We start from the raw sequence: 22491 nt of genomic DNA, 5'->3' as shown, positions 1-22491 counted from the left end.
TAAAATGAGACCCTCGACTTGTTTTCTATCAATTCGAGGCCCGGTCCATGCTTTCCGTCTTTCGTTCCTCCGCCGCAAACCGCCTTGCCGCGATCAATGTGCTGGCCGTGCTGGTGACGGCGGTCGTCATCGCGATGGCGATGATCGTCAGCCTGAGAAGTTTCGTCATGGACGACGCGGTCGCGGATTCCCGTCAGGCGGCCGGCATCTTCAGTCAGTTCTATGAAATGGACCAGCCCGGCGCCGAGACGCTTTCCGAAGGAGGCGCTCCGGTGAGCGTCAGAGTCGATAAGGTGGTCGTCAAGCCCGACTTCGTTCTGGTGGACCGGGTCGCCCTCGCCATCTCCGGCGTCGCGACCATTTTCGAACGGCAGGGCGGCGATTTCGTGCGGGTGTCCACCAATGTGAAGAAGGACGGCAAGCGGGCCGTCGGCACGAAACTCGCAGCCGATCACCCGGCGCAAGCGCCGCTCGCCCGCGGAGAAGCCTATTTCGGTCCCGCCACGCTGTTCGGCAAGAATTTCATGACCGGCTATGTGCCGATGAAAGGCGCCGACGGACAGACGGTCGGCATCCTGTTCATCGGCATCCCAATGGACGTCTATGAAGCCCAGATCGACTACCTCGCCTGGCTGGCCGCGAGCGTCGGCGCCGCTGCGGTGGCGGTGTTCGGCCTGGCCGCATTCCTGACGGCCCGGCGCATCGTCTCGCCGCTCTCGGGTCTTTCCGACGTCATCAATCGCGTCGCGGGCGGGGCGTTGAACGTGAACGTCCCCTATCTCGACCGATCGGATGAATTCGGTAGGATCGCCCGGACCATCGACATCTTCAGGGCCGGCATCGCGCACAAGGCGGAATTGGAAGCCGAGGCTCGGAGTTCGGCCGAGAGACTCAAGGCGTCGCAGGAGCAGGCCAATTTCGAGAAGCGGACAGAGGAAGAGAAACTGAGCCGCGCCGTGGATCTTCTCGCCGGCGCACTCGGCCGTTTCGCCCAGGGAGATCTCGACTGTCGGATCGAGACCGCGTTCGAAGGGCGCATCGAGGCGCTGCGCCGGGACTTCAACGCATCCGTGGACCGCATGGGAGAGACGCTCGGCGGCATCCAGGGCGCCACGCGCAACATTCACGCCAATACGGGGATGATGGCCAATGCGATCGGCGATCTGGCGCGCCGCACCGAGCAGCAGGCCGGTTCTCTCGAAGAGACCGCGGCGGCCGTGCAGGAAATCACCCATAATGTGCAGAGTTCCTCCGCCCGCGTCGAGGAAGCGTCGCGGATCATCGGCAAAGCGCGCGCGACTGCGGACAATTCCGCCTCGATCGTCCAGAACGCCGTCTCGGCGATGGTCCGCATCCGCGACGCGTCCGACAAGATCAGCCAGATCATCAGCGTGATCGATTCCATCGCGTTTCAAACCAACCTGCTGGCGCTGAACGCCGGGGTCGAGGCCGCCCGCGCCGGAGAGGCCGGCAAGGGCTTTGCCGTCGTCGCGCAGGAAGTGCGCGAACTCGCCCAACGCTCCGCAAAGGCCGCCAAGGAGATCGGCGACCTCATCGGCAACGCCACCCAAGAGGTGTCGACGGGGTCGGACTTCGTCGAGCAGACCGGTTCCGCCCTGATCGAAATCTCCAAGCAGATCGTCGACATCGCCGGACATGTCCAGACCATGTCGACGGTCGCCCGGGAGCAATCTTCGTCGCTCCAGGAAATCAACGCCACGGTCACCAGCATGGATCAGATGACCCAGCAGAATGCGGCGATGGTGGAAGAGACGAATGCGGCAACGCGGCAACTGGCCGACGAAGCGGACGGACTGATGCAAATGATCGAAAAGTTCAAACTGATGCGCAGACCGAACATGACCAACGCTCATATTCGAACAGCCGCATAAATCACCAATCTGCTGAAACAAAGAGCAAGGCGCGATTATATCGCGCCTTTTTTTAACTCTACCTAATTTTTATGCGGATGTTGTCATGTGATTTTATTGAAACATCCGGGTATGCCGTTAGCGCAACCTTAATCTCTGGATGCAACTGTCGGGACGAATATCGGCAAACCATCTTCGCCGCGCGCGCAGATGCGAACATCTGTTTCATCGTAATCGACGCAGACCCAAGCAGCTCCAAGGGTTTTTTCAATGAATATCGACGCACTCCTCTCGCGCTTTCGAATCCAGACGAAAGTCCTGATTTTCATTCTCCCTTTCGTCGCCGCGATCTCCGCAGTTGGTCTGACCGGACTTTACGCATCCGGTCTGCTGCAGGCGCGCATGGAGGTCTCCAACCGGGTTCTGCAAAGCCTCAGCGGCTTCCGCGATCTGACGGCGGCGATGAACGCGTTTCTGGATGATGCGTCCGACGAGAGGTATTCGGCGACCGTGAGCACCCTGTCGCAGCAGGACGGCCTTCTCAACGACATGTATGCCCAGATGCGCGATGGCGAGGCCGGCAAGACCGAATTGGCCGAGGTCATCTCGGCCATGGGCAAGGTCGGGCCCCAGATCGAGGCTTTGAAGGCGCTGCACGAGAAGGAAGTCGGCATCGTCAAGACCCTCAACCAGAACATCAGCGACATCGGCTTCGGTAAGCTGGAACTGAACACGTCCGCAAACTCGATCGAGCAACAGGTTTCGCGCGACGACGAGGAGGCGAAGACGATGCTCGACGACGCCTCGCAGATCACCGGAGGCGGAGCGCTCGTCAACGACATCGCCAAAGCCGCGGCCCTGAAGCCGTCGGCGGCTGAGAAGCTCGCCTATGTCGAATCCAGGATGAAGGACCTGAAGGCGCTGAAATACCGGCTCGCCGCGCTGATCGGCGATCCGAATGCGGTCGCCGCCAAGAAGCTCGGCGAAGCGGTCTCAGCCGTCGAAGCCGTGCTGGCGGAGAAGCAGGTGACCGACGAGGCGGCCGCCAAACTGATGACCAAGCTGAACGCCCTTCGCCAGGTGAATGTCTTCATCGGGCTCGCGGCTCAACAGAAAATGAAAAATGCGACCGAGCGTTTCGCCGCGCTCAAGACCGAGATGAAGCGCGCCCAGACCATCGTCCGCGACGGCCGGGCGGCGGTCGAGGCCACGTTCCTGATGGAAACCGAGATCGCCCGCTTCATGACGGCGCCCTCGGAGGCCAATCTGTCGACGCTTTCGCCGATGATCATCCGGCTGCGCACCTCGCTCGCCACGCTGGCCATGAGTGCGAAGGGAACATCGCTCGCCACGAGCCTCGACATGAGCTACGCTCCGGCGATGAAGACGCTCGACGCCAATGCAAAGGCCTTGCTCGACGTGTCCAAGAGCCGCAACGCGGCCTTCACCGCCGCCGCCGCCGATATCGACGCGATCTGGAAACAGCTGACGGCGTTTGCCGAACTGCAGAAGGAAAGCGCCGGCAAGGAGCGCGACAGCGCCAACTCCATCTCGGTCGGCGCCACCATCACCGGCATCCTCATCGCCATCTTCGCCGGCATCGGCCTGGTCATGACCTTCAAGGGTCCGATCGGCCAGATCACTTCGGCGATGCGCAAGCTCGCCGAGGGCGTGCTCGACACCCGGATCAACGGCGAGGCCCGCATCGACGAAATCGGCGAAATGGCCCGCGCGCTCGGCGTCTTCAAGCAGAACGCCCTGTCCAAGATCGAGATCGAGCAACGCTCCGACGCCGAACGCGCCGCAGCCGAAGAAGAACGCCGCCGCAACGACGCCGAGAAGCTCGACGTCGACCGCCAGATCGACTTCGCCGTCAATGCGCTCGCCGCCGGGCTGGGTCGTCTCTCCCAGGGCGACATTTCCCAGACGATCGAAACGCCGTTCTTCGGCAAGCTGGAGACGCTGCGCGCCGACTTCAACTCCTCGCTGTCCAAGCTGCAGGACACGATGGCGCGCATTCGCGAAAACACCGAGATGATCCAGCACAACGCCGGCGAAATGAGCGCGGCCGCCGACGATCTCGCCAAGCGCACCGAACAGCAGGCCGCGGCGCTCGAACAGACCGCCGCCGCCGTCGAGGAGATCACGGTCACCGTGAAATCTTCCGCCGAGCGCGCCGAAGAGGCCAATCGCATCGTCGGCGAGACCAAGAAGAGCGCCGACGCCTCCTCCACCGTCGTCTCCTCCGCCATCGACGCCATGGGCCGCATCGAGGACGCCTCCAACCAGATCGTACAGATCATCGACGTCATCGACGACATCGCCTTCCAGACCAACCTGCTCGCGCTCAACGCCGGCATCGAGGCGGCGCGGGCCGGTGAAGCCGGCAAGGGTTTCGCCGTCGTCGCCCAGGAAGTGCGCGAACTGGCGCAACGTTCGGCCGGCGCCGCCCAGCAGATCAAGGATCTGATCGGCAAGTCGAGCACGGAAGTCTCCTCCGGCTCGCGGCTGGTGCAGCAGACCGGCGAGGTTCTGGCGGAAATCTCGCACAAGATCGTCACCGTGTCGGAGCGGGTCGAGGCCATCGCCATGGCCAGCCGCGACCAGTCCAACGCGCTGGCCGAGGTCAATTCGTCCGTCAATTCGATGGACCAGATGACCCAGCGCAACGCCGCCATGGTGGAGGAGACCAACGCCGCCACCCGCCAGCTCGCCGACGAAGCCGACAATCTCATGGGCCTCGTCCAGCAGTTCCGACTGGCCGGCCAAAGCCATCAGGCAAGACGGGCGGCATAATCGCCTCCGACCGGCGAACGGATCCGATCGCCGGTCGTTTTTCGTCTAAAATAATACGCTCGGTCAGATTTACGGGCAGGATGGCCGCCGGCGTTAGGTCGTCCTTAATTCCCCGATGCAACACTCCCCTGATTACATCACACGACGCAACCCACGCTCGATGAGCGGCCGCGTCGCTGTGGCACAGGAGGGGATTGCCGTGATCGACAGATTTATGTCGCGTTTCAAGATTCAGACCAAAGTCATTGTACTCGTCGCACCGTTCGTTCTCAGCATCTCCGCGGTCGGAGCGACCGGGCTTTACGCCTCCGGCCTGCTGCAAGGCCGCATGGAAATTTCAAACAGCGTGTTGCAGTCGCTGAGCGGCTTCAAGAGCGTGTTCGCCAGCATGAGCGACTTTCTGCGCACGCCGTCCGACGCGACGCATGAAAAGGCGGCTTCCGATGTCGCCGCGCAACTTTCGTTGCTGCAGCAGACGGCGGACGACCTCCGCGTCGAAACCGACGTCACCCTTCTGACCGAGGCGCTCGAACAATCCAAGACGATTTCCAGCAATGTCGAAACGCTGTGGGGGCTGCAATCCAAGCAGAACAGCATCATGGCCAGCGTCGCCAAGGCGCAGGAAACTCTGACCGCGGTTCAAGGCGATATCGGCAAGAAATCCTTCAAACTGATCTCGGAAGCCAAGAAGAAGGAAAAGGCCGAAAAGAAGGGCTTGAACAATGCGGTGGAGATCGACCGGATCGCGACCGCTCTCGACGCCCTGATCGTCGACTACAACAAGGTGCTGGGCGACGCCGACAAATTGGCGGTGCTGAAGAAATACGCGCCGACCCTCGAGACGAGCGCCGCGAAGCTGGCGACCGCCGTGCCGAAAGCCAAGCTTCCCTACGCCAAGAAATACGAAAAGCTGCTCGCGCCCGTACTGGCGCAGATCAAGTCGGGCGACCTGAGCCCCGCCGCCATGACCAAGACCAATGGCGCGATCAACAGCTTCCGCACGCTGGCCACGATGTTCAAGCAGTTCGGCGCCGACCTGATGCGCCAGTCGATTCTCAATCTGGCCGCCGCCGACGCGCAGATCACCAAGGCGGACAGCGTCGCCAACAAGCTGCGCTCCATCGTCAACAACAACAACGAGATCCGCGTCGTCTTCGCCGAGTTGGTCGCAAAGCCCGACCAAGCGGGCGTGAAGAAGGTTCAAGAGTCGCTCTATATGTACAATACCGAGGTGCAGCGTCTGGCGAGCGCGGTCAAGGACGACGCCTTCTTCCAGGGTCTTCCCGAAATCGTCAAGCCGGTGACGACCAGCCTCGACCAGAGCGCCGCCGACCTTGCCGCCAACGCCCGCAGCAAGGAAACCGAATTCGCCGCCGCCGCCCAGCAGATCGACCAGACCTGGAACAAGTTGACGCAATTCGCCGCACTGCAGCGCGACAGCGCCGGCGCCGAGCGCGACCAGGCCAATTCCATTTCGATCGGCGCCATGGCGCTCGGCGTGTTGATCGCCATGGGCGCCGGCGCTGCGCTGGTCATCACCCTCAAAGGTCCGATCCTCGCCATCACCGGCGCCATGCGGCGCCTGGCCGACGGCGCGCTCGACACCGCCATCACCGGCGACCGGCGTCCCGACGAAATCGGCGAGATGGCGCGCGCGCTCTCGGTCTTCAAGAGCAACGCCCAGCAGAAGATCGTCATGCAGGAAGAAGCCGAACGCAATCGCCGCGTCGCCGAAGACGAACGCCTGCGCAACGAGGCGGAAAAGGCCGAGACGGCTCGTCAGGTCAATTTCGCGGTGCGCTCGCTCGCCGAGGGTCTCGGCAATCTCGCCCGCGGCGAACTTCGCTTCACCATCGATACGCCGTTCGGCGGCGAACTCGATGCGCTGCGCCAGGACTTCAACAGTTCGATCGCCGGGCTGCGCAACACGTTGTCGGAAATCCGCAACGCGTCCGACCTGATCCAGGACAACGGCCGGCAGATGGCCGACGCCGCCGACGATCTGGCCAAGCGCACCGAGCAGCAGGCGGCGTCGCTGGAGCAGACCGCGGCCGCCGTCGAAGAAATCACCGCCACCGTCAAGACGACCTCGGGTCGCGCAGGTGAGGCCCAGCGAATCGTGGAGACCGCCAAGAAGAACGCCGAGACTTCTTCCGACGTGGTGCAGAACGCCGTTTCCGCCATGGTGCGAATCCGCGACGCGTCCGACAAGATCAGCCAGATCATCGACGTCATCGACTCCATCGCCTTCCAGACCAATCTGCTGGCGCTCAACGCAGGCGTCGAAGCGGCCCGCGCAGGCGAAGCCGGCAAGGGCTTCGCCGTCGTCGCCCAGGAAGTTCGCGAGCTCGCGCAGCGTTCCGCCAAGGCGGCAAAGGAGATTGGCGATCTGATCGGCAACTCCGCCCAGGAAGTCTCGACCGGCTCGCATTACGTCGAACAGACGGGCGAGGCGCTGATGACCATCGCCAAGCAGATCGTCGAGATTTCGGGACATGTCGACCTGATCGCGACATCGAGCCGCGAGCAGTCGTCGTCGCTGTCGGAAATCAACGCGACCGTGAACGCCATGGACCAGATGACACAGCGCAACGCGGCGATGGTGGAAGAGACCAACGCCGCCACGCGGCAGTTGTCGCAGGAGGCCGATCTGTTGCGCGAACTCGTCGCGCGCTTCCAACTGGACGGCGCGAGAGCCCAAGAGGGCCGCCGGGCGGCCTGACGGGCTCAATTGCCGAGAGACGGGGAAAGCGGGCGCATCGTGGCCCGCTTTCTTTTTTGCGCTTAGAGGCCGCAGGCGCGCGGCTTGCCGCCATACTCCTTTTCACGCTATCAAATGCCGTCCGGCAGGACCGGATGCAGCGACAAAGGTTCATCATGGCATGGCAAAGCCCGATCTCTCCCGGTATCTCCTGGTATGAAGACTCGGTTGGAGATCGACCCGAATACCCTCCCCTCGACGGCTCGGTGAAGACGGACGTCGTCATCATAGGCGGAGGCTTCACGGGGCTGCAGGCTGCCTATAACCTGGCCCGCGCCGGCGTGGATGTCAGGCTCATCGAAGCCCATCGCCTCGGCGACGGCGGATCCGGACGCAATGGCGGCCAACTCGGCACAGGTCAGCGTTGGTGGCCCGAAGAGGTCGAGGCGGAATGGGGCCTCGAACGTTCACGCGCTTTGTTCAATATGGGCGAAACCGCCAAGGCGCATCTGTTCGATTTCGTCGCGCGCGAAAACATCGACATGGATTACCAGCCCGGCCACATGATCGTAGCGCACAAGGCGCGCATGGAGACGGATTTCCGCGCCAATGCGGAGATCGCGGCGGAACGCTACGACTATCCGCATCTGCATTTCATGGACAAGGCCGAGACGGATCGAAGGGTGGGCTCGCGCCGGTTCCATTTCGGCGTCCATGACGCCGGGACCGGCCATGTTCATCCGATGAAACTGCTGGTCGGTCTGGGAAAAGCCGCGGCGCGGGCCGGAGCGACGCTGCATGAAATGACCGGCGCGAGCGCAATCGCCTCCGAAGGCGGCAAGGTGCGGGTCGAGACGCCGCGCGGCGTGATCACCGCCGGCAAGGCGCTGATCGCCACAAACGCCTATATCGGCAATCTCGAACCCGCCACGGCCGCCCATGTGATGCCGATCGGCTCCTTTATCGGCGCGACGCCGCCGCTCGACGATTTTCCCGACGTCATTCCGGGCGGCGAATCGGTATGCGATTCACGCTTCGTCGTGCGCTATTTTCGCAAGTCGAAGGACAACCGGCTGCTGTTCGGCGGGCGCGAAATCTATTCATCCGAAAAGCCAGACGACATCACCACCCATATCCGCCGGCAGATCACCGAGATCTATCCGCAGCTCAAGGACATCAGGCTCACCCACGGCTGGGGCGGATATGTTGGGATCACCCTGCCCCGCCAGCCCTTCGTGCGCGAGGTGATGCCGCATGTGACCTCGATCGGCGGATATTCGGGCCATGGCGTGATGCTGTCAAACTATTGTGGCAAACTCTACGCCGACATGATCTCGGGCGCGGCCACTGATCTCGAGCTCTACCGGTCCCTCGACGTGCCGCCCTTCCCTGGCGGCGCCAAATTCCGCGCGCCGCTCCTGTTCCTGGCGCTCACATGGTTCTCGATGCTCGACCGCCTTTGAGCGCGGTTCGAGACGAGGCGCCCAACCTTCACCCTGGCGCTTTTCGAGAGAAAAGCGCGTCAGGGCACTGGAATTTTTAAATCGATTAGATTATGACAACCACGCCTGATCAAGAGAAGAGAACGCCCATGAGCAGCCAGATCATTCCCGTCGAACCATTCGATTACGTCGTCTTTGGCGGCACGGGCGACCTCGCCGAGCGGAAGCTTCTGCCGGCGCTCTTTCATCGCCAGGAGGCGGGTCAATTCACCGAGCCGACGCGCATCATCGGCGCATCGCGCGGCGATCTCAGCCATGACGATTACCGCAAATTCGCCACCGAATCGCTGAAGAAATTCCTGAAACCCGGCGAATACACCGAAGAGGCCGTGGCGCGCTTCACCGCGCGGCTGTTCTACGTCTCCGTCGACGCCGGTTCGGAAAAGGGCTGGGACAATCTCCGCAAGCTTCTCGACGAGGGCAAGGACCGCGTGCGCGCCTTCTACCTCGCCGTCGGACCGGCCATTTTCGGACCGATTTCCGAGCGCATCCGCGATCACAAGCTGATCACCAAGAACACCCGCATCGTGGTGGAAAAGCCGATCGGCCGAGATCTCGCTTCCGCGCTTGAACTGAACGACACGATCGGCAAGGTCTTCCGCGAAGAGCAGATCTATCGCATCGACCACTATCTCGGCAAAGAGACGGTGCAGAACTTGATGGCGCTGCGCTTCGCCAACGCGCTCTACGAGCCGCTGTGGAACTCCGCCCATATCGACCATGTGCAGATCACCGTGGCGGAATCGGTCGGCCTCGAAAATCGCGCCGGTTATTACGACAAGGCGGGCGCGCTGCGCGACATGGTTCAGAACCATATGCTGCAGCTTCTCTGCCTCGTGGCGATGGAAGCCCCCTCCTCGATGGCGGCGGAAGCGGTGCGCGACGAGAAGCTCAAAGTGCTCCGGGCGCTCAAGCCGATCGACGCCAACAATGCCGACAAATTCACCGTCCGCGGCCAGTATCGCGCCGGCGCTTCGGACAAAGGCGCGGTGCGCGGCTATCTCGAAGAGCTCGAAGGCGGCGTGTCCAACACCGAGACCTATGTGGCGATCAAGGCCGAGATCGGCAACTGGCGCTGGGCGGGCGTGCCCTTCTACCTGCGCACCGGCAAGCGTCTGGCGGCGCGCGTGTCGGAAATCGTCATCACCTTCAAGCCGATCCCGCATTCGATCTTCGATTCGTCGGCCGGCCGGATTTCGGAGAACCAGCTGATCATCCGTCTGCAGCCCGACGAAGGCGTCAAGCAATCGCTGATGATCAAGGATCCGGGTCCGGGCGGCATGCGTCTGCGCGAAGTGTCGCTCGACATGAGCTTCGCCCAGGCCTTCGACGTGCGCAATCCGGACGCCTATGAGCGCCTGTTGCTGGACGTCATCCGGTCGAACCAGACGCTGTTCATGCGCCGCGACGAGGTCGAGGCGGCATGGCGCTGGGTCGACCCGATTCTCAAGGCATGGGATGAAACCGGACAGCCCGTGCAGGGTTACACCGCCGGCACCTGGGGACCGAGCCATTCGATCGCGCTGATCGAACGCGACGGCCGCACCTGGCACGAATGATCGAGAAGACGGGAACCCGCTGATGGCTCATCAAATGCATATATTCGACAATGGCGCGGCGCTGGCCGAAGCCCTTGCCGGACGCGTGGCGGGAGCCCTGTCCGAGGGCGTCGCGACGCGCGGGGCCGCCTCGATCGCCGTCTCCGGCGGCTCGACGCCCAAAGCCTTCTTCAAGGCTCTGTCGACGGCCGATCTCGACTGGTCCAAGGTGACGATCACGCTGGTGGATGAACGCTTCGTGCCCGAAACCAACGAACGCTCGAACCACAAGCTGGTCGCGGACAATCTGATGGTCGGGGCGGCGGCGCGCGCGAGATTCGTGCCCCTCTATCACGCCGTCGCCGATGCCGAAGACGCGGCGATGGTGGCGACCGGCGACGCCGACCGGATCGTCAGGCCGTTCGACGTGGTGATCCTCGGCATGGGCGGCGACGGACATACGGCGTCGTTCTTTCCCGGCGGCAACAATCTCGCACAGGCGCTGAACCCGCGGACGCGCCGCGGCGTCATCACCATGGAAGCCGACGGCGCCGGCGAAACGCGGCTGACCTTCACCTTTTCGGCGCTGCAGGACGCGCGCCTGCTGGCGCTGCATATCGAAGGCGCCGCCAAGAAGCCGGTGATCGACCAGGCGCTCGCAGAAGGCGCGGAAAGCGCGCTGCCGATCGGACGCGTCATTGCGACGGCGGCGTCCGAAACCCAGATCTACTGGGCGCCCTGACGGCGCCCCATCAGGCGGGGTGCGACTTCGCCGACCGAAAGCCGAAAGGAACCATCATGGCAGCCGACAAGAGAATCGCGGCCATCACGGCCCGGATCGTGGAACGTTCGAAGCCCGCGCGCGAGGCCTATCTGGGCCGCATCCGCGCAGCAGCAGCCAGCGGCGTGCATCGCTCGGTGTTGGGTTGCGGCAATCTCGCCCATGGCTTCGCCGTCTGTTCCCCCGCCGAGAAGGAGATGCTGGCCGGAGACCGCGTCGCCAATCTCGGCATCATCACCGCCTATAACGACATGCTCTCGGCGCATCAGCCTTACGAGACCTATCCGGCGCTGATCCGCGAGGCCGCCCGCGAGGCCGGCGGCGTGGCGCAGGTGGCTGGCGGCGTGCCGGCGATGTGCGACGGCGTCACCCAGGGCCAGCCGGGCATGGAACTGTCGCTGTTTTCGCGCGACGTGATCGCCATGGCCGCGGGCATCGGCCTCAGCCACAACATGTTCGACGCGGCGGTGTTTCTCGGCGTCTGCGACAAGATCGTCCCCGGGCTCGCCATCGCGGCCCTGACCTTCGGACATCTGCCGGCGATCTTCATTCCGGCGGGGCCCATGACCACCGGTCTGCCGAACGATGAAAAGGCGCGGGTGCGCCAGCTCTACGCCGAAGGCAAGGTCGGCCGCGCCGAGCTTCTCGAAGCCGAATCCAAGTCCTATCACGGGCCCGGCACTTGCACCTTCTACGGGACCGCCAACTCCAACCAGATGCTGATGGAGATCATGGGCCTGCACACGCCCGGCTCGTCCTTCATCAATCCCGGCACGCCGCTGCGCGACGCGCTGACCAAGGAAGCCGCCAAGCGGGCGCTGGCGATCACCGCGCAGGGCAACGAATTCACACCCGTGGGCGAGATGATCGACGAACGCTCGATCGTCAACGGCGTGATCGGCCTGCACGCCACCGGCGGCTCCACGAACCATACGCTGCATCTCGTGGCCATCGCCCGCGCGGCCGGCATTCACCTGACCTGGCAGGACATCTCGGACCTCTCCGACGTCGTGCCGCTGCTCGCCCGCGTCTATCCGAACGGGCTTGCCGACGTGAACCACTTCCATGCGGCGGGCGGCCTCGGCTTCCTGATCCGCGAGCTGTTGAAGGACGGCCTGTTGCATGACGACGTGAGGACCGTGTTCGGCCACGGCCTTCAGGCCTATACGGTCGAGGCGCGTCTCGGCGACGGCGGCGCGGTGATCCGCATGCCGGTGGCCGAAGAGAGCGGCGACGCCAAGGTGCTCACCACCGTCGACAAGCCGTTCCAGGCGACCGGCGGCCTCAAGATGCTCAAGGGCAATCTCGGCACCGGGGTGATCAAGACCTCGGCCGTCAAGGCGGAACGCCTTGTGATCGAGGCCCCGGCGCGGGTGTTTCAGGATCAGCAAGGCCTCAACGACGCCTTCAAGAACGGCGAACTGACCGGCGACTTCGTCGCCGTCGTGCGTTTCCAGGGACCACAGGCCAATGGCATGCCGGAACTGCACAAGCTGACCACCGTGCTCGGCATTCTGCAGGATCGCGGCCAGAAGGTGGCGCTGCTCACCGACGGCCGCATGTCCGGCGCATCCGGCAAGGTGCCGGCGGCCATCCATGTGACGCCGGAAGCCAAAGCCGGCGGATTGATCGGCAAGATCCGCGACGGCGACATGATCCGCATCGACGCGATCAACGGCGCGATCGAAGCATTGGTCAGCGACGCGGACCTGGCGGCGCGCCCGCAGGCCGAAGCCGACCTTTCCGGCAACGATTACGGCATGGGCCGCGAACTGTTCTCCATCTTCCGGCAGATGGCCGGCCCCGCTGATCACGGCGCGGGCGTTCTGGCCTGACGGCTTCTGGGACGGGCGCGCAGACCGCGCCCTCCCCCTCCCCTTGCAATAGGCTGGGGACCGTGCAGATCCGCTGGCTGCATCATTTTCGAGGGGTCGGTGACGTGTCATCGGCTTCCGTGCTAGAAATCCTTCGCCGGGCCTCATCCTCCGGAAGAATGCAAGGATTTTACGATGACCGCACAAATCTATCTCCGCCGCGCGACCGACGCCGATCTGGCCCGCATCATGGAGATTGAGCGGACGCCGGGATATGAGACGGTGGTCGGCCGGTCCTCCGCCGAATTTCACGCCCGCGCGCTCGTCGATCCCGATTACGCCTATCTGGTCGCCGCCGACAAGGCCGGCGCTATCGGCGGCTTCGCCATCCTGCGCGATCTCGGCAATATCATGGGCAACACCTGCCTCAAGCGCATCGCCGTGGCCGATCCCGGCAAGGGTCTGGGCCGCCGGCTTCTGAGCGGCGTGATCGGCTGGGTTTTCACCGAAACGGCGACGCACCGCTTCTGGCTGGATCACATCATCGGCAATGACCGGGCGCGGCGCGTCTATGAGGCCTGCGGCTTGACCCGCGAAGGCGTCATGCGCGAGGCCTATGCGCTGCCGGACGGCCAGCGGGTCGATCTGGCGTTGATGTCGCTGCTTCGAACGGAATGGGCGGCGAAGTCCGGCTGAAGCGGCGAAAGGACAAGGCCATGTGGAGCCGGCTCGGAGATCTCAGGCGCGCCAACGCCGCCGATATCGATGGGATCATGGACATCGAGCGCCAGCCCGACTACGACCGCCTCGTGGGCCGCTGGACGCGGATCGAGCACGAGCGCAATCTCGCGCGGCCCGGCTACGTCTATCTCGTCCATGACGACGCAGAAGGCCGTCCCGTCGCTTTTTTCGCGCTCAGCGGGCTCGGCAATCACGACGGCGATGCGATGATGAACCGGATGATCCTCCGACATCCCGGCCGGGGGCTCGGTTCGCGGTTGCTGCCGCGGGTGATGCGACTGGTTTTCGAAGGTTTCGGCGCGCGCAAATTCTGGCTGCGGGTCGCGCCATATAACGAGCGCGCCATCCGGCTCTACCGCCACTGTGGTTTTCAGGATGAGAAGCTGCTGCCCAAGGCAGGGCGGCGTCCCGATGGTGAGCAGATCGATCTCCTGTTGATGTCGATCGATTGGGAGGCCTGGGACGAACAGGAAAACGCCGCGACATCCTGAGCGGAGTTCGCGGCGGCTGGATCAGAATTTCGGCGCGGTTTTTCCGAGCTTTCGATGCGCGGCGATCACCGTATTGGCCATCAGCATGGCGATCGTCATCGGGCCCACGCCTTTCGGCACCGGCGTGATCGCGCCAGCCACCGGCTCGCAGGAAGCAAAGTCGCAATCGCCGACCAGTTTGGTCTTGCCCTCGCCCTTTTCAGGCGCAGGCACACGGTTGATGCCAACGTCGATCACGGTGGCGCCGGGCTTGACCCAATCGGCCTTGACCATTTCCGGACGGCCGACGGCGGCGACGAGAATATCGGCCGTGGCGCAGACCCCGGCGAGATCCTTGGTGCGGGAATGGGCGGTTGTGACCGTGGCGTTGCGGGTCAGCAGAAGCTGCGCCATCGGCTTGCCGAACAGATTGGAGCGGCCGATCACCACGGCGTTGAGGCCGGACAAGTCTTCACCGCGCACCGAGCGCACCAGAATAAGCGCGCCGGCGGGGGTGCAGGAGATAAGCCCAGTGTCGATATCGCCGGTCGCGAGCTTGCCTGCATTGACCACGTGCAGTCCGTCGACATCCTTTTCCGGCAGGATCGACTGGATCACCGCTTCGGAATCGAGATGCTTGGGCAGCGGGAGCTGCACGAGAATGCCGTGAATGGACGGATCGCCGTTGAGTTCGTCGACCAGCGCGAGCAGGTCCTTCTGGGTCGTATCGGCGGGCAGCGAGTGCTGGACTGACTTGAAGCCGCATTCCTTGGCCATCTTGCTCTTGGCGCCGACATAGGCCTGGCTGGCGGGATCTTCGCCGACGAGCACGACCGCGAGCCCCGTCTGCACGCCGGTGTCGGCTTGCAACGCCGAAGCGGACGATTTCACCTTATCGATGACGGCCGCCGCCGCTTCGACGCCATTAATGATGTGAGCCAAACTACCCTCCTTCGCCGTGCAGTCCCGTCCTTGCGCGCGATCCTAATCGCGCTCGCCGTTCGGCGATGGTCTCAACGCGCCCCGGACCGGCGCATTGGTGACATGGGCGACAGAGGCGATCAAGACGGGATCAATGGGAATCGCGCTTCGGCGACAGTTGTGAGAGCGTTTGACGCAATTGCTCGACCTCTTTCCAAAGCCGATCGAGATCCATATCGGTGGAGCGTGGCGCGGCGGCGGTTGACCGGACTATCGCGCGCGGCTCGCGTTCCGGTGACCGGGCGGGACCGAGGCGATCGTCGTCATGGCTGCCTGCGCCGCCGCCCGCCATGAATTTTTCCGCGGCGCGCCCCAGCAACTGTACGGCCTCGATGAATTTGAGCAGGTCGTTGTCGGCGTGTTCGACCGGCGGCTGAAACGAGGCCAGCGGCGCGATCGACGGCGGCTCGACCCAATCTCGCGGCGCGAGAGGCGGCGGAGGGGTGGTGCGCTTGGGCTCGGGAGCAATGCCGCGACTGCGGAGAATGGACGAAATCTCATCCCGCAAAGCTCGGCGATCCTGGCCTTCGTGAGGCGCGGCCTGGCGCGCTTCGGCGCTTCGGAGATCCATGAGGCGTCGCTCGAGATCCTCGAGCCGCTCGAAGATCGAAACCCAGTCGCGCCCATCACGGCGCTCGACATGTCGGGCGCGCTCGGCGTCGGATAGATAATCGAGCAGGGAGCGCGCGTGCATTCGCCGTCTCAGTTCGGGTTAAACAATCGTCTTCGACTTTACCCTTTGTACATTCATTTTGGTAAATGAAGCCTTAATCCCGCTTGCCGGGGTTTGTGATCAGCAGGGGCCTGCGCACGCGCTGGGTCGGGGCCTTTGCGGTTTTGCCAGCTGCGAGGCGTCGCGCGGTATGCGCCACGACATGAAACAGAAAGACGGGCCCGCCGATGAAGTAGCGGCCCGCGAGGCGGCGCGGCTCCTGCAGGAAGCGATAGAACCATTCCACCCGCATCTTGCGCACGAATGCCGGCGCGCGAGGCACTTCCCCCGCCACGAAATCGAAAAGAGCGCCGACGCCGAGCACGAGGCGCGCGTGTTCGGGCCTGATATGGCGATCGATCCATTTTTCCTGGCGCGGCGTGCCCATGGCCACCAGGAGAATGTCCAGCTTCATCGCCGCAGCTTCGGCCAGGATTTCGCTGGACTGGTCCTCGTGAAAATAACCGTGATGAATGGGAATGATCTCGTGCCAGGGCGCATGCTGTTCGAAATTGCGGCTGGCGCGCAAGAGGATCTCCGGCCGCGCGCCGATCAAGCCGATCCGCTTGGGCCGCGTCATGTAGGTCAGTAGCGACGGCACGAAATCGGTGCCGTTGAGATTGGCAGGGAAAGACGCCCCATGCGCCAGGATCGATGCGATGTCGACGCCGATGCCGTCGGGCAGCACCAGATGGCGATCCAACGCCTCGCGATATCCATGGTCGCGAAACATGATGTTGGCGTTGTGGGCGTTGATGAAGGAGATCACCGTCTGTCCCACCGGGACCTCGGCCAGCGCGTTCACGAATGTAAAGGCGTCCGCCCAGCCCAGATCGCAGACCGGAAGACCGAGAATCTCCCGATGCGAACTGAACACCGCCATATTCGAAACGATATTCATGCTGCTACTCCTCACGCGGACACAAGCGGCTGGACCCATCAGCCGGCTCAGAAGGTCGCGGTCGGGAAAACAACACCCCGGAAGGCACAGTCATCCGCCCCGTCTTCACTGTCGATGAAGTAACACGGGGCGCTAAAATGGCCTTTAAGTAAATCGATAGAATGCCGCGCGGGCAGCTAACGATGAGTTTACCATCGTATATTATGTATATATATCAATAATTTAGACTGAAGTTGCCTCGATCTCTCGTCGCAGCCATCCAAATAAATATCCGGCGCGCCTATCTCATCGCGGTCAAAATATGTTTCGTTATAGTTCAAAACACGTTTCGAAACAGGACATATTCAATATTTAGACTTATTTTAGTTGATGGCGCAAGGAAATCTTAACGATCATCCCGCGCCAGCAGGCTGCGCGTTGGCTGCGAAGTTAACGGACGCAGCCCCGATTGCGTCTCAATGGCCGCCTTCGGCGGCCTTGCCAGCCGGAATATCCGCCGGCGGCGTTTCGTGAACGATGTTCTGCGTCTTGTCCGCGCGCTGCTGGCGCAGATCTTCCTTGGAGAGATAGTCGATCTGCTCGAAGACGACGTCCACCACGACCTCGGACCCCAGCCGCTTGTTGAGCGCGTTCTTGATGCGCTCGCGGAACGCCTTGACGTCAAGCTCCCTGTTGTCGCCGACACGGATGATCTGATCGCCAACGAGGGCGGTGTAGAGTTCATCCGTCAGCACCGCCGGGATCGGCAGCGTGACTTCGCCCATCTTCGACTTGTCGACGATGTAGGACGTCTTGGTCAGAAAATAGCCTGCCACATCTGCGTTCTTGATCACCGGCAAGGTGACCATTTCGCCATGGACGAGTTCCTGCACCGCCTTTTTCTTTTCGGCCTCGGCGTTGGGATCTTCCGGCTTGGCGAGCTGGATCGACCCGTAGACCGCGCCTAAAGTGACGATGGCGACCCAGACTCCCGTGGCGATGAGTTTGATCATGACGTGTTAGATCTCGCCGTAACGAAACTGTTCCTGGGTGTAGGTGCCGTCGCCATCCTGTTCGCGCGCCGCCGTCTTGAGGATGTCGGTGACGGTGCGCACCGCGTTGAGATGCGCTTCCAGCCGCCGGGCGTTGAGCATCAGCTTCTGCTTGAGGAATTTCATCTGCGTGGACAGGCCGTTCGGCAGTTCGCTCGGCGCGCTGTCCTTGCACAGCATCGTCAATTCATACAGGCAACGGCTCTTATGCGCGTTCGACGCCTTGATGTCGAATTCGACGTCCTTGCCGATCCGCTCGTTCTCATTGTCGATGATCAGCTCCAGCCGGCCGAGCACGGTCTTGATCCGCATTTCCTTGAAATTGTCTTCAGTGAGCGCCGTCGCCATTATGTTCGTTCTCCAATGTCGCTAAGCATGGGGATACTCAGACACGCTTTTTCTTGTCGTCTTCGGCGAAGGAGCCGGGCAGAAATTCGTCCAGCGCCTTCATTTCAAACCGTTGAAGGCTTCGGGACGTCATGCTCTGGCGCTCCGACAGCTCGGCCTTCTCGACCTCGGGAGTCCTTTGCGCCTGGCGGGAAGCGAGCTGCTCGGCGATGCCGACGCCGCGGCCCCGCGAAATCTCGTTGCCCATCTGCTCGGCCATCATGCTTTTCCAGATCTCGCCGGCGGAGCCCTTGCCGTAGACCTCCTCGCTGTCGGGCAGCATGGTCTTGATGAAGTTCTGCAGCACCATGGCTTCGAACTTGCGATAGGGCTCCGGGATGTCCTTGTCCTTGCCGCTCGGACCGCTGCTGGTGCGAATGTGGTCGCGGACGATATTCGAGTCGAACCCGGCATCCGCGCCGTTCAGCTTGCGGGCTTCGGCGACCGCGATGCCGGCCTTGAGCTTCGCCTGGGCGATCTCGACCTGCGCCGGATCGGCGGCGTTGATCACGTCCTGGATGATGTCGGTGGGAGGATTAATCGCCATGGAGAATGAGACGCCGTCATGCTTCAAGAATTTGCTGAAGAACACAATGGCCTTTCAAGCTTGACCGTGGCTTATCGCCATATCAGCGGCGGCGTCAGGGCCGGTCGAAGCCGTCCAGAAGCGTTCTCTGCTCGATGAGATCATAGATCGCGTTGTCGTCGGCCTCGCGGCGTTCGTCGGTCAGCGCCTCCTTGCGGTGCTCGTCGAGCCGGTCGCCCTTGGCGCGTTCCTTGCGCATCCGCCCTTCATGAATCTCCTGCACGGTGGCGAGATGCTGGTCACGGGCCGTGAGCCGGCCGATCTGGCTGGCGTAGAGGCTCGTGAAGACCTGATGCACCGGCGAGAGAGAGCCCAGCGCCTCCACGGTCACATCGAGGCTGCGCTGGATCTCCGCCCGTGCGCGGGTGGTCGAAGCGAGATCGGCCTGCGCCATGTTTTCCAACTGCCGCTGCACCCGGACGAGACGAGCGAGCTTTTCCGACCGCGGGAGTTTCGCCATGCGTCACCTCAAGATCTGGCTGAAGCCGTCGCCGAACAGAGACAGCATGGCCGCAGCGCCAAAATAAAGCAGGATCGTACCGCCGAGCACCATGTATGGCGTGGAGATGAAGAACACCGGCACCACTGGCGCGAGCTTGTTGATGAAGCCGATCGCCATGTTGAACAAGACGTTGAACAGGATGAAAGGGCTCGCCAGCCTCAGCATGATCGCGAAGGTGGTCGACAGCGTGTCCACCAGAGACACGAGCGCCTTCTGGGCTTCGAAGCCCGTCCCGGGCGGCCAGGTCTTGTAGGACTGGGCGATGGCGAGAAACAGCTGGTGATGGAAATCCAGCATGAACAGCACCATCAAGCCGGCGAAGGTGAGCAAATTGGTGAGCTGGCCTTCGCTGGTGTCGTCGAGGATGTCGTTTGCGGGCGGGGTGTTCAAGCCGATCATCATGGTGATGACGGTGCCGAGAAACTGCAGTCCCAGCGCATAGAAGCGGGTGATCAGCCCCAGCACGACGCCCGTGAGCGTTTCCATCGCGATCAGACCGACATAGCTGGCGATGCCGCGACCGATATTGGGATAGATGTCGTTCCACATCAGCGGCAGAAGCGCCAGCGAGACGGTCGCGGCGATGAACAGCCTGATCATCACGGGAACGCGGGCCGTCGAGAAGCCCGGCAGGACCATGATGCAGCCCCCGATGCGGCAGAACACCACAACGAGGGCCAGCACCAGACCTTCGGGATCCTGGATCATGAAATGGTTCCGAGGATCTTGATCTCGATGCCCTTGGCGAGCTCCACATGCGACAGCACCGGCAATGTGGCGAACAGCCGTTCGATGATCATACGCACATAGGAGCGGGTTTCCGGCGAGGTGACCAGAACGAAGGGCAATCCGCGGTCGAGATATTCGCGCACCACCTTGGTGGCCTGTTCCGAGAATTCCTCGAGGTGGCGCGGATCGATGTCGAACTCGATGATCTCGCCCTTGGCGTCGCGCTTGATCGCCTGGTGAAACACCATGTCCCATTTGTTGCCGAGCCGAAGCACGCGCAACACGCCATTGTCCGACAGGTCGCCGCAGATCTGCTGCGCCATGCGCACGCGGACATGTTCAACGATCTGCTCGGTCTTGCGCACATGCGGAGCGAGTTCGGCGACCGCTTCGAGGATGAGATGCAGGTTGCGGATCGAGACGCGCTCGGCCAACAGCAGCTTGAGCACCGCCTGCAGGCCCGAATAGGACATGTGCGTGGTGCAGATTTCGTCGGCCAGCTTCTTATACTCCGGATCGAGCCGGTCGATGAGGATCTTGACGTCCTTGTAGGACAGAAGCTGCGGCAGGTTGTTGCGGATGACCTCCGACAGATGCGTGAGCACGACCGAGACGTTGTCGATCGGATGGAAGCCTTCGCGCTTGAGTTCTTCGGTGAAGGTTTCGACCACGGAGACGGCCGGCATGCCGAAGGCGGGTTCGCGCACATCGTCGCCCGGCACTGTCGGCCGGCGTCCGCCACCGGTGATGACAAGCACTTCGCCGACACGCAGCAGATTCGAGGCCACTGTCGTGCCGTGGATGCGGATATGATAGGACTTGTCGGGAATTCCGAGCTCGTCCGACACCTTGATTTCGGGCACGACGAAGCCGTACTGGCTGGCGAATTTCTTCCGCATCTTGCCGACGCGGAAGGCCAGTTCCTGGTGCGCGCCCAGCAGGCGGGTGGAGACCTGCTTGCCGAGCTGCAGCTCGATCTCCGGCGTCCTGAGCGCGTTCTTGACGGAATCCTTGTCCTGCTCCTTGACCTCGGAGGCTTTCTTCTGCTCCTCGACCATGCGCTTGGCCTGGTTTTCAGCCTCGATGCGGCGCGGGATCACATAGCTGCCGAACGCGAGAATCACGCCGAGAGCGGTGAAGGGAAAGAAGGGAAGCCCCGGCACCAGCGCCAGCGTGAAGACGAGACCCGCCGACATTGCGAGCGCGCGGGGATAGCCCGCCAGCTGATCGACGACCGCTTTGTCGGTGGTGCCCGTCTGGCCGCCGCGCGACACCAGCAAGCCCGCCGCCAAGGAGATGATCAGCGCGGGAATCTGAGACACGAGACCGTCGCCGACCGACAGCTTGACGAAGACGTCGGCGGCTTCGGTGAGCTCCATTCCGTGGCGGAAATAGCCGATGATGATGCCGCCGAAAATGTTGATCGCGGTGATCAGGAGACCCGCGACGGCGTCGCCGCGCACGAATTTCGAGGCGCCGTCCATGGCCCCGAAGAAGGAGCTTTCATCCTCGAGTTCTTTTCTACGCCGGCGCGCTTCGCTTTCGTCGATCATGCCGGCGGACAAGTCCGCGTCGATCGACATCTGCTTGCCGGGGATGGCGTCCAAGGTGAAGCGGGCGCCGACTTCGGCGATGCGGGTCGCGCCCTTGGTGATGACGATGAAGTTCACCACGATCAGGATCAGGAAGACGATCAGACCAATGACGAAATCGCCCGACATCACCAGGCTGGCGAAACCGGCGATGACATGACCCGCCGCCTCGTGGCCTTCATTGCCGTGCGACAGGATCACGCGCGTCGTGGCGATGTTCAGCGACAGGCGCGTCATCGTCGCGATCAGCAGGATCGTCGGAAAAGACGAGAAATCCAGCGGCTTCTGGATCCAGAGAGCCACCATCAGAATCAGCACGGAGAAGGAAATCGAGAAAGCGAGGCCCAGATCGATCAGGAATGCCGGTATCGGCAAAAACAGGATCGACAGGATCGCGATAATACCGATCGCGAAGCCGATATCGCGCCCTTTCGGGGCGACTTTTGGAACTGTAATCGACTGAACATCAGCCATAAATCTTCCGCCTCTTCATGAAGCCGCTATTCCACGAGATAGCGGATAGCAGCGGAAGCTTGCGCGAAGTGTTCGGCGTCCGGCCGTCGGCGGCTAGAAGCCGCTCTGCACGCGCGAGAAGATCATGGTCGTGAAGATGGACATCTGCGATCCGATGAACGGCGCGGACAAAGCCACCGCCGCGAAGACCGCGAGGATTTTCGGCACGAAGGTCAGGGTGATTTCCTGAACCTGCGTCAGGGCCTGCAGCAGCGCCACCACGACGCCGACGATCATTGCGGCGAGAACGGCGGGGCCGGAAGCCACGAGAACCGTCCAGATCGCGGCTTGCACCATATCCAGGGCGTCAGCCTCATTCATAGCCGGTCCTCTTGCGCTGTCG

The 22491-nt window shown here is 62.7% G+C and carries 19 protein-coding genes; 9 read left to right on the top strand and 10 right to left on the bottom strand.

Going from position 1 to position 22491, the window contains the following annotated elements; all coding sequences use genetic code 11:
- The first annotated feature begins 47 nt into the window (after positions 1-47).
- From OCK01_RS11845 to OCK01_RS11805, 9 genes are all read left to right on the top strand, one after another.
- Positions 48-1892 (top strand): methyl-accepting chemotaxis protein, encoded by a 1845-nt coding sequence (locus tag OCK01_RS11845; RefSeq protein WP_263824084.1) that lies wholly within the window; start codon positions 48-50, stop codon positions 1890-1892.
- A 249-nt stretch (positions 1893-2141) separates the two neighbouring features.
- The gene (locus tag OCK01_RS11840) at positions 2142-4667 is read left to right on the top strand and encodes a methyl-accepting chemotaxis protein (protein WP_263824083.1); all 2526 of its coding nucleotides are present in this window, start codon (positions 2142-2144) and stop codon (positions 4665-4667) included.
- Between the two features lie 160 nt (positions 4668-4827).
- Positions 4828-7389, top strand: a complete 2562-nt coding sequence (locus OCK01_RS11835) for a methyl-accepting chemotaxis protein (RefSeq protein ID WP_412179003.1) — start codon at positions 4828-4830, stop codon at positions 7387-7389.
- A 155-nt stretch (positions 7390-7544) separates the two neighbouring features.
- The gene (locus OCK01_RS11830; RefSeq protein ID WP_263824081.1) at positions 7545-8831 is read left to right on the top strand and encodes an NAD(P)/FAD-dependent oxidoreductase; all 1287 of its coding nucleotides are present in this window, start codon (positions 7545-7547) and stop codon (positions 8829-8831) included.
- 128 nt (positions 8832-8959) lie between these two features.
- Positions 8960-10429 (top strand): glucose-6-phosphate dehydrogenase, encoded by a 1470-nt coding sequence (gene zwf, locus OCK01_RS11825; RefSeq protein ID WP_182827243.1) that lies wholly within the window; start codon positions 8960-8962, stop codon positions 10427-10429.
- A 22-nt stretch (positions 10430-10451) separates the two neighbouring features.
- Positions 10452-11150, top strand: a complete 699-nt coding sequence (gene pgl, locus OCK01_RS11820) for a 6-phosphogluconolactonase (protein WP_263824080.1) — start codon at positions 10452-10454, stop codon at positions 11148-11150.
- A gap of 56 nt (positions 11151-11206) precedes the next feature.
- Entirely contained in the window at positions 11207-13024 is a 1818-nt protein-coding gene (gene edd, locus OCK01_RS11815) for a phosphogluconate dehydratase (protein ID WP_263824079.1), read from the top strand.
- A 174-nt stretch (positions 13025-13198) separates the two neighbouring features.
- Entirely contained in the window at positions 13199-13699 is a 501-nt protein-coding gene (locus OCK01_RS11810; protein ID WP_263824078.1) for a GNAT family N-acetyltransferase, read from the top strand.
- 20 nt (positions 13700-13719) lie between these two features.
- Positions 13720-14235, top strand: a complete 516-nt coding sequence (locus tag OCK01_RS11805) for a GNAT family N-acetyltransferase (RefSeq protein WP_263824077.1) — start codon at positions 13720-13722, stop codon at positions 14233-14235.
- 21 nt (positions 14236-14256) lie between these two features.
- Here OCK01_RS11805 and OCK01_RS11800 read toward each other — a convergent pair whose 3' ends face one another.
- The 10 genes from OCK01_RS11800 to fliQ all read right to left on the bottom strand — a co-directional run bounded on the left by OCK01_RS11800 (position 14257) and on the right by fliQ (position 22469).
- Positions 14257-15156, bottom strand: a complete 900-nt coding sequence (locus OCK01_RS11800; RefSeq protein ID WP_263824076.1) for a bifunctional methylenetetrahydrofolate dehydrogenase/methenyltetrahydrofolate cyclohydrolase — start codon at positions 15154-15156, stop codon at positions 14257-14259.
- 130 nt (positions 15157-15286) lie between these two features.
- Positions 15287-15889 (bottom strand): hypothetical protein, encoded by a 603-nt coding sequence (locus OCK01_RS11795; protein WP_263824075.1) that lies wholly within the window; start codon positions 15887-15889, stop codon positions 15287-15289.
- A 73-nt stretch (positions 15890-15962) separates the two neighbouring features.
- Positions 15963-16808, bottom strand: coding sequence for a WecB/TagA/CpsF family glycosyltransferase (locus tag OCK01_RS11790; protein ID WP_182827249.1), 846 nt, complete (start codon positions 16806-16808; stop codon positions 15963-15965).
- Positions 16809-17263: 455 nt separating this feature from the next.
- Entirely contained in the window at positions 17264-17800 is a 537-nt protein-coding gene (locus OCK01_RS11785) for a hypothetical protein (RefSeq protein WP_182827250.1), read from the bottom strand.
- A gap of 6 nt (positions 17801-17806) precedes the next feature.
- Positions 17807-18187: a hypothetical protein gene (locus tag OCK01_RS11780; RefSeq protein ID WP_182827251.1), complete on the bottom strand. Its 381-nt coding sequence runs from the start codon at positions 18185-18187 to the stop codon at positions 17807-17809.
- 37 nt (positions 18188-18224) lie between these two features.
- Entirely contained in the window at positions 18225-18773 is a 549-nt protein-coding gene (locus OCK01_RS11775; RefSeq protein ID WP_182827252.1) for a rod-binding protein, read from the bottom strand.
- A 94-nt stretch (positions 18774-18867) separates the two neighbouring features.
- Positions 18868-19272, bottom strand: coding sequence for a hypothetical protein (locus tag OCK01_RS11770; protein ID WP_182827253.1), 405 nt, complete (start codon positions 19270-19272; stop codon positions 18868-18870).
- A 3-nt stretch (positions 19273-19275) separates the two neighbouring features.
- Positions 19276-20022 (bottom strand): flagellar biosynthetic protein FliR, encoded by a 747-nt coding sequence (locus OCK01_RS11765; protein WP_263824074.1) that lies wholly within the window; start codon positions 20020-20022, stop codon positions 19276-19278.
- Complete coding sequence (gene flhA / locus OCK01_RS11760) at positions 20019-22109, bottom strand: flagellar biosynthesis protein FlhA (RefSeq protein ID WP_263824073.1); 2091 nt, start codon at positions 22107-22109, stop codon at positions 20019-20021. The genes OCK01_RS11765 and flhA overlap by 4 nt, the downstream gene beginning before the upstream one ends.
- 93 nt (positions 22110-22202) lie before the next feature.
- Positions 22203-22469, bottom strand: coding sequence for a flagellar biosynthesis protein FliQ (gene fliQ / locus OCK01_RS11755; RefSeq protein ID WP_182827255.1), 267 nt, complete (start codon positions 22467-22469; stop codon positions 22203-22205).
- Between the last annotated feature and the right edge of the window lie 22 nt (positions 22470-22491).

The organism is Rhizobium sp. TRM95796 (assembly GCF_025779995.1).
GTDB lineage: Bacteria > Pseudomonadota > Alphaproteobacteria > Rhizobiales > Rhizobiaceae > Rhizobium_E.
This window is presented reverse-complemented; position numbering and strand designations above follow the sequence as displayed.

Excerpts from the sequence above, each read along its gene's own strand:
- zwf (WP_182827243.1), top strand. The coding sequence starts at position 8,960 with ATGAGCAGCCAGATCATTCCCGTCGAACCATTCGATTACGTCGTCTTT.
- OCK01_RS11805 (WP_263824077.1), top strand. The coding sequence starts at position 13,720 with ATGTGGAGCCGGCTCGGAGATCTCAGGCGCGCCAACGCCGCCGATATC.
- OCK01_RS11835 (WP_412179003.1), top strand. The coding sequence starts at position 4,828 with ATGAGCGGCCGCGTCGCTGTGGCACAGGAGGGGATTGCCGTGATCGAC.
- OCK01_RS11840 (WP_263824083.1), top strand. The coding sequence starts at position 2,142 with ATGAATATCGACGCACTCCTCTCGCGCTTTCGAATCCAGACGAAAGTC.
- OCK01_RS11765 (WP_263824074.1), bottom strand. The coding sequence starts at position 20,022 with ATGATCCAGGATCCCGAAGGTCTGGTGCTGGCCCTCGTTGTGGTGTTC.
- pgl (WP_263824080.1), top strand. The coding sequence starts at position 10,452 with ATGGCTCATCAAATGCATATATTCGACAATGGCGCGGCGCTGGCCGAA.
- OCK01_RS11795 (WP_263824075.1), bottom strand. The coding sequence starts at position 15,889 with ATGCACGCGCGCTCCCTGCTCGATTATCTATCCGACGCCGAGCGCGCC.
- flhA (WP_263824073.1), bottom strand. The coding sequence starts at position 22,109 with ATGGCTGATGTTCAGTCGATTACAGTTCCAAAAGTCGCCCCGAAAGGG.
- OCK01_RS11770 (WP_182827253.1), bottom strand. The coding sequence starts at position 19,272 with ATGGCGAAACTCCCGCGGTCGGAAAAGCTCGCTCGTCTCGTCCGGGTG.
- OCK01_RS11775 (WP_182827252.1), bottom strand. The coding sequence starts at position 18,773 with ATGGCGATTAATCCTCCCACCGACATCATCCAGGACGTGATCAACGCC.
- OCK01_RS11810 (WP_263824078.1), top strand. The coding sequence starts at position 13,199 with ATGACCGCACAAATCTATCTCCGCCGCGCGACCGACGCCGATCTGGCC.
- OCK01_RS11790 (WP_182827249.1), bottom strand. The coding sequence starts at position 16,808 with ATGAATATCGTTTCGAATATGGCGGTGTTCAGTTCGCATCGGGAGATT.
- OCK01_RS11785 (WP_182827250.1), bottom strand. The coding sequence starts at position 17,800 with ATGATCAAACTCATCGCCACGGGAGTCTGGGTCGCCATCGTCACTTTA.
- OCK01_RS11780 (WP_182827251.1), bottom strand. The coding sequence starts at position 18,187 with ATGGCGACGGCGCTCACTGAAGACAATTTCAAGGAAATGCGGATCAAG.
- edd (WP_263824079.1), top strand. The coding sequence starts at position 11,207 with ATGGCAGCCGACAAGAGAATCGCGGCCATCACGGCCCGGATCGTGGAA.
- OCK01_RS11830 (WP_263824081.1), top strand. The coding sequence starts at position 7,545 with ATGGCATGGCAAAGCCCGATCTCTCCCGGTATCTCCTGGTATGAAGAC.
- OCK01_RS11845 (WP_263824084.1), top strand. The coding sequence starts at position 48 with ATGCTTTCCGTCTTTCGTTCCTCCGCCGCAAACCGCCTTGCCGCGATC.
- fliQ (WP_182827255.1), bottom strand. The coding sequence starts at position 22,469 with ATGAATGAGGCTGACGCCCTGGATATGGTGCAAGCCGCGATCTGGACG.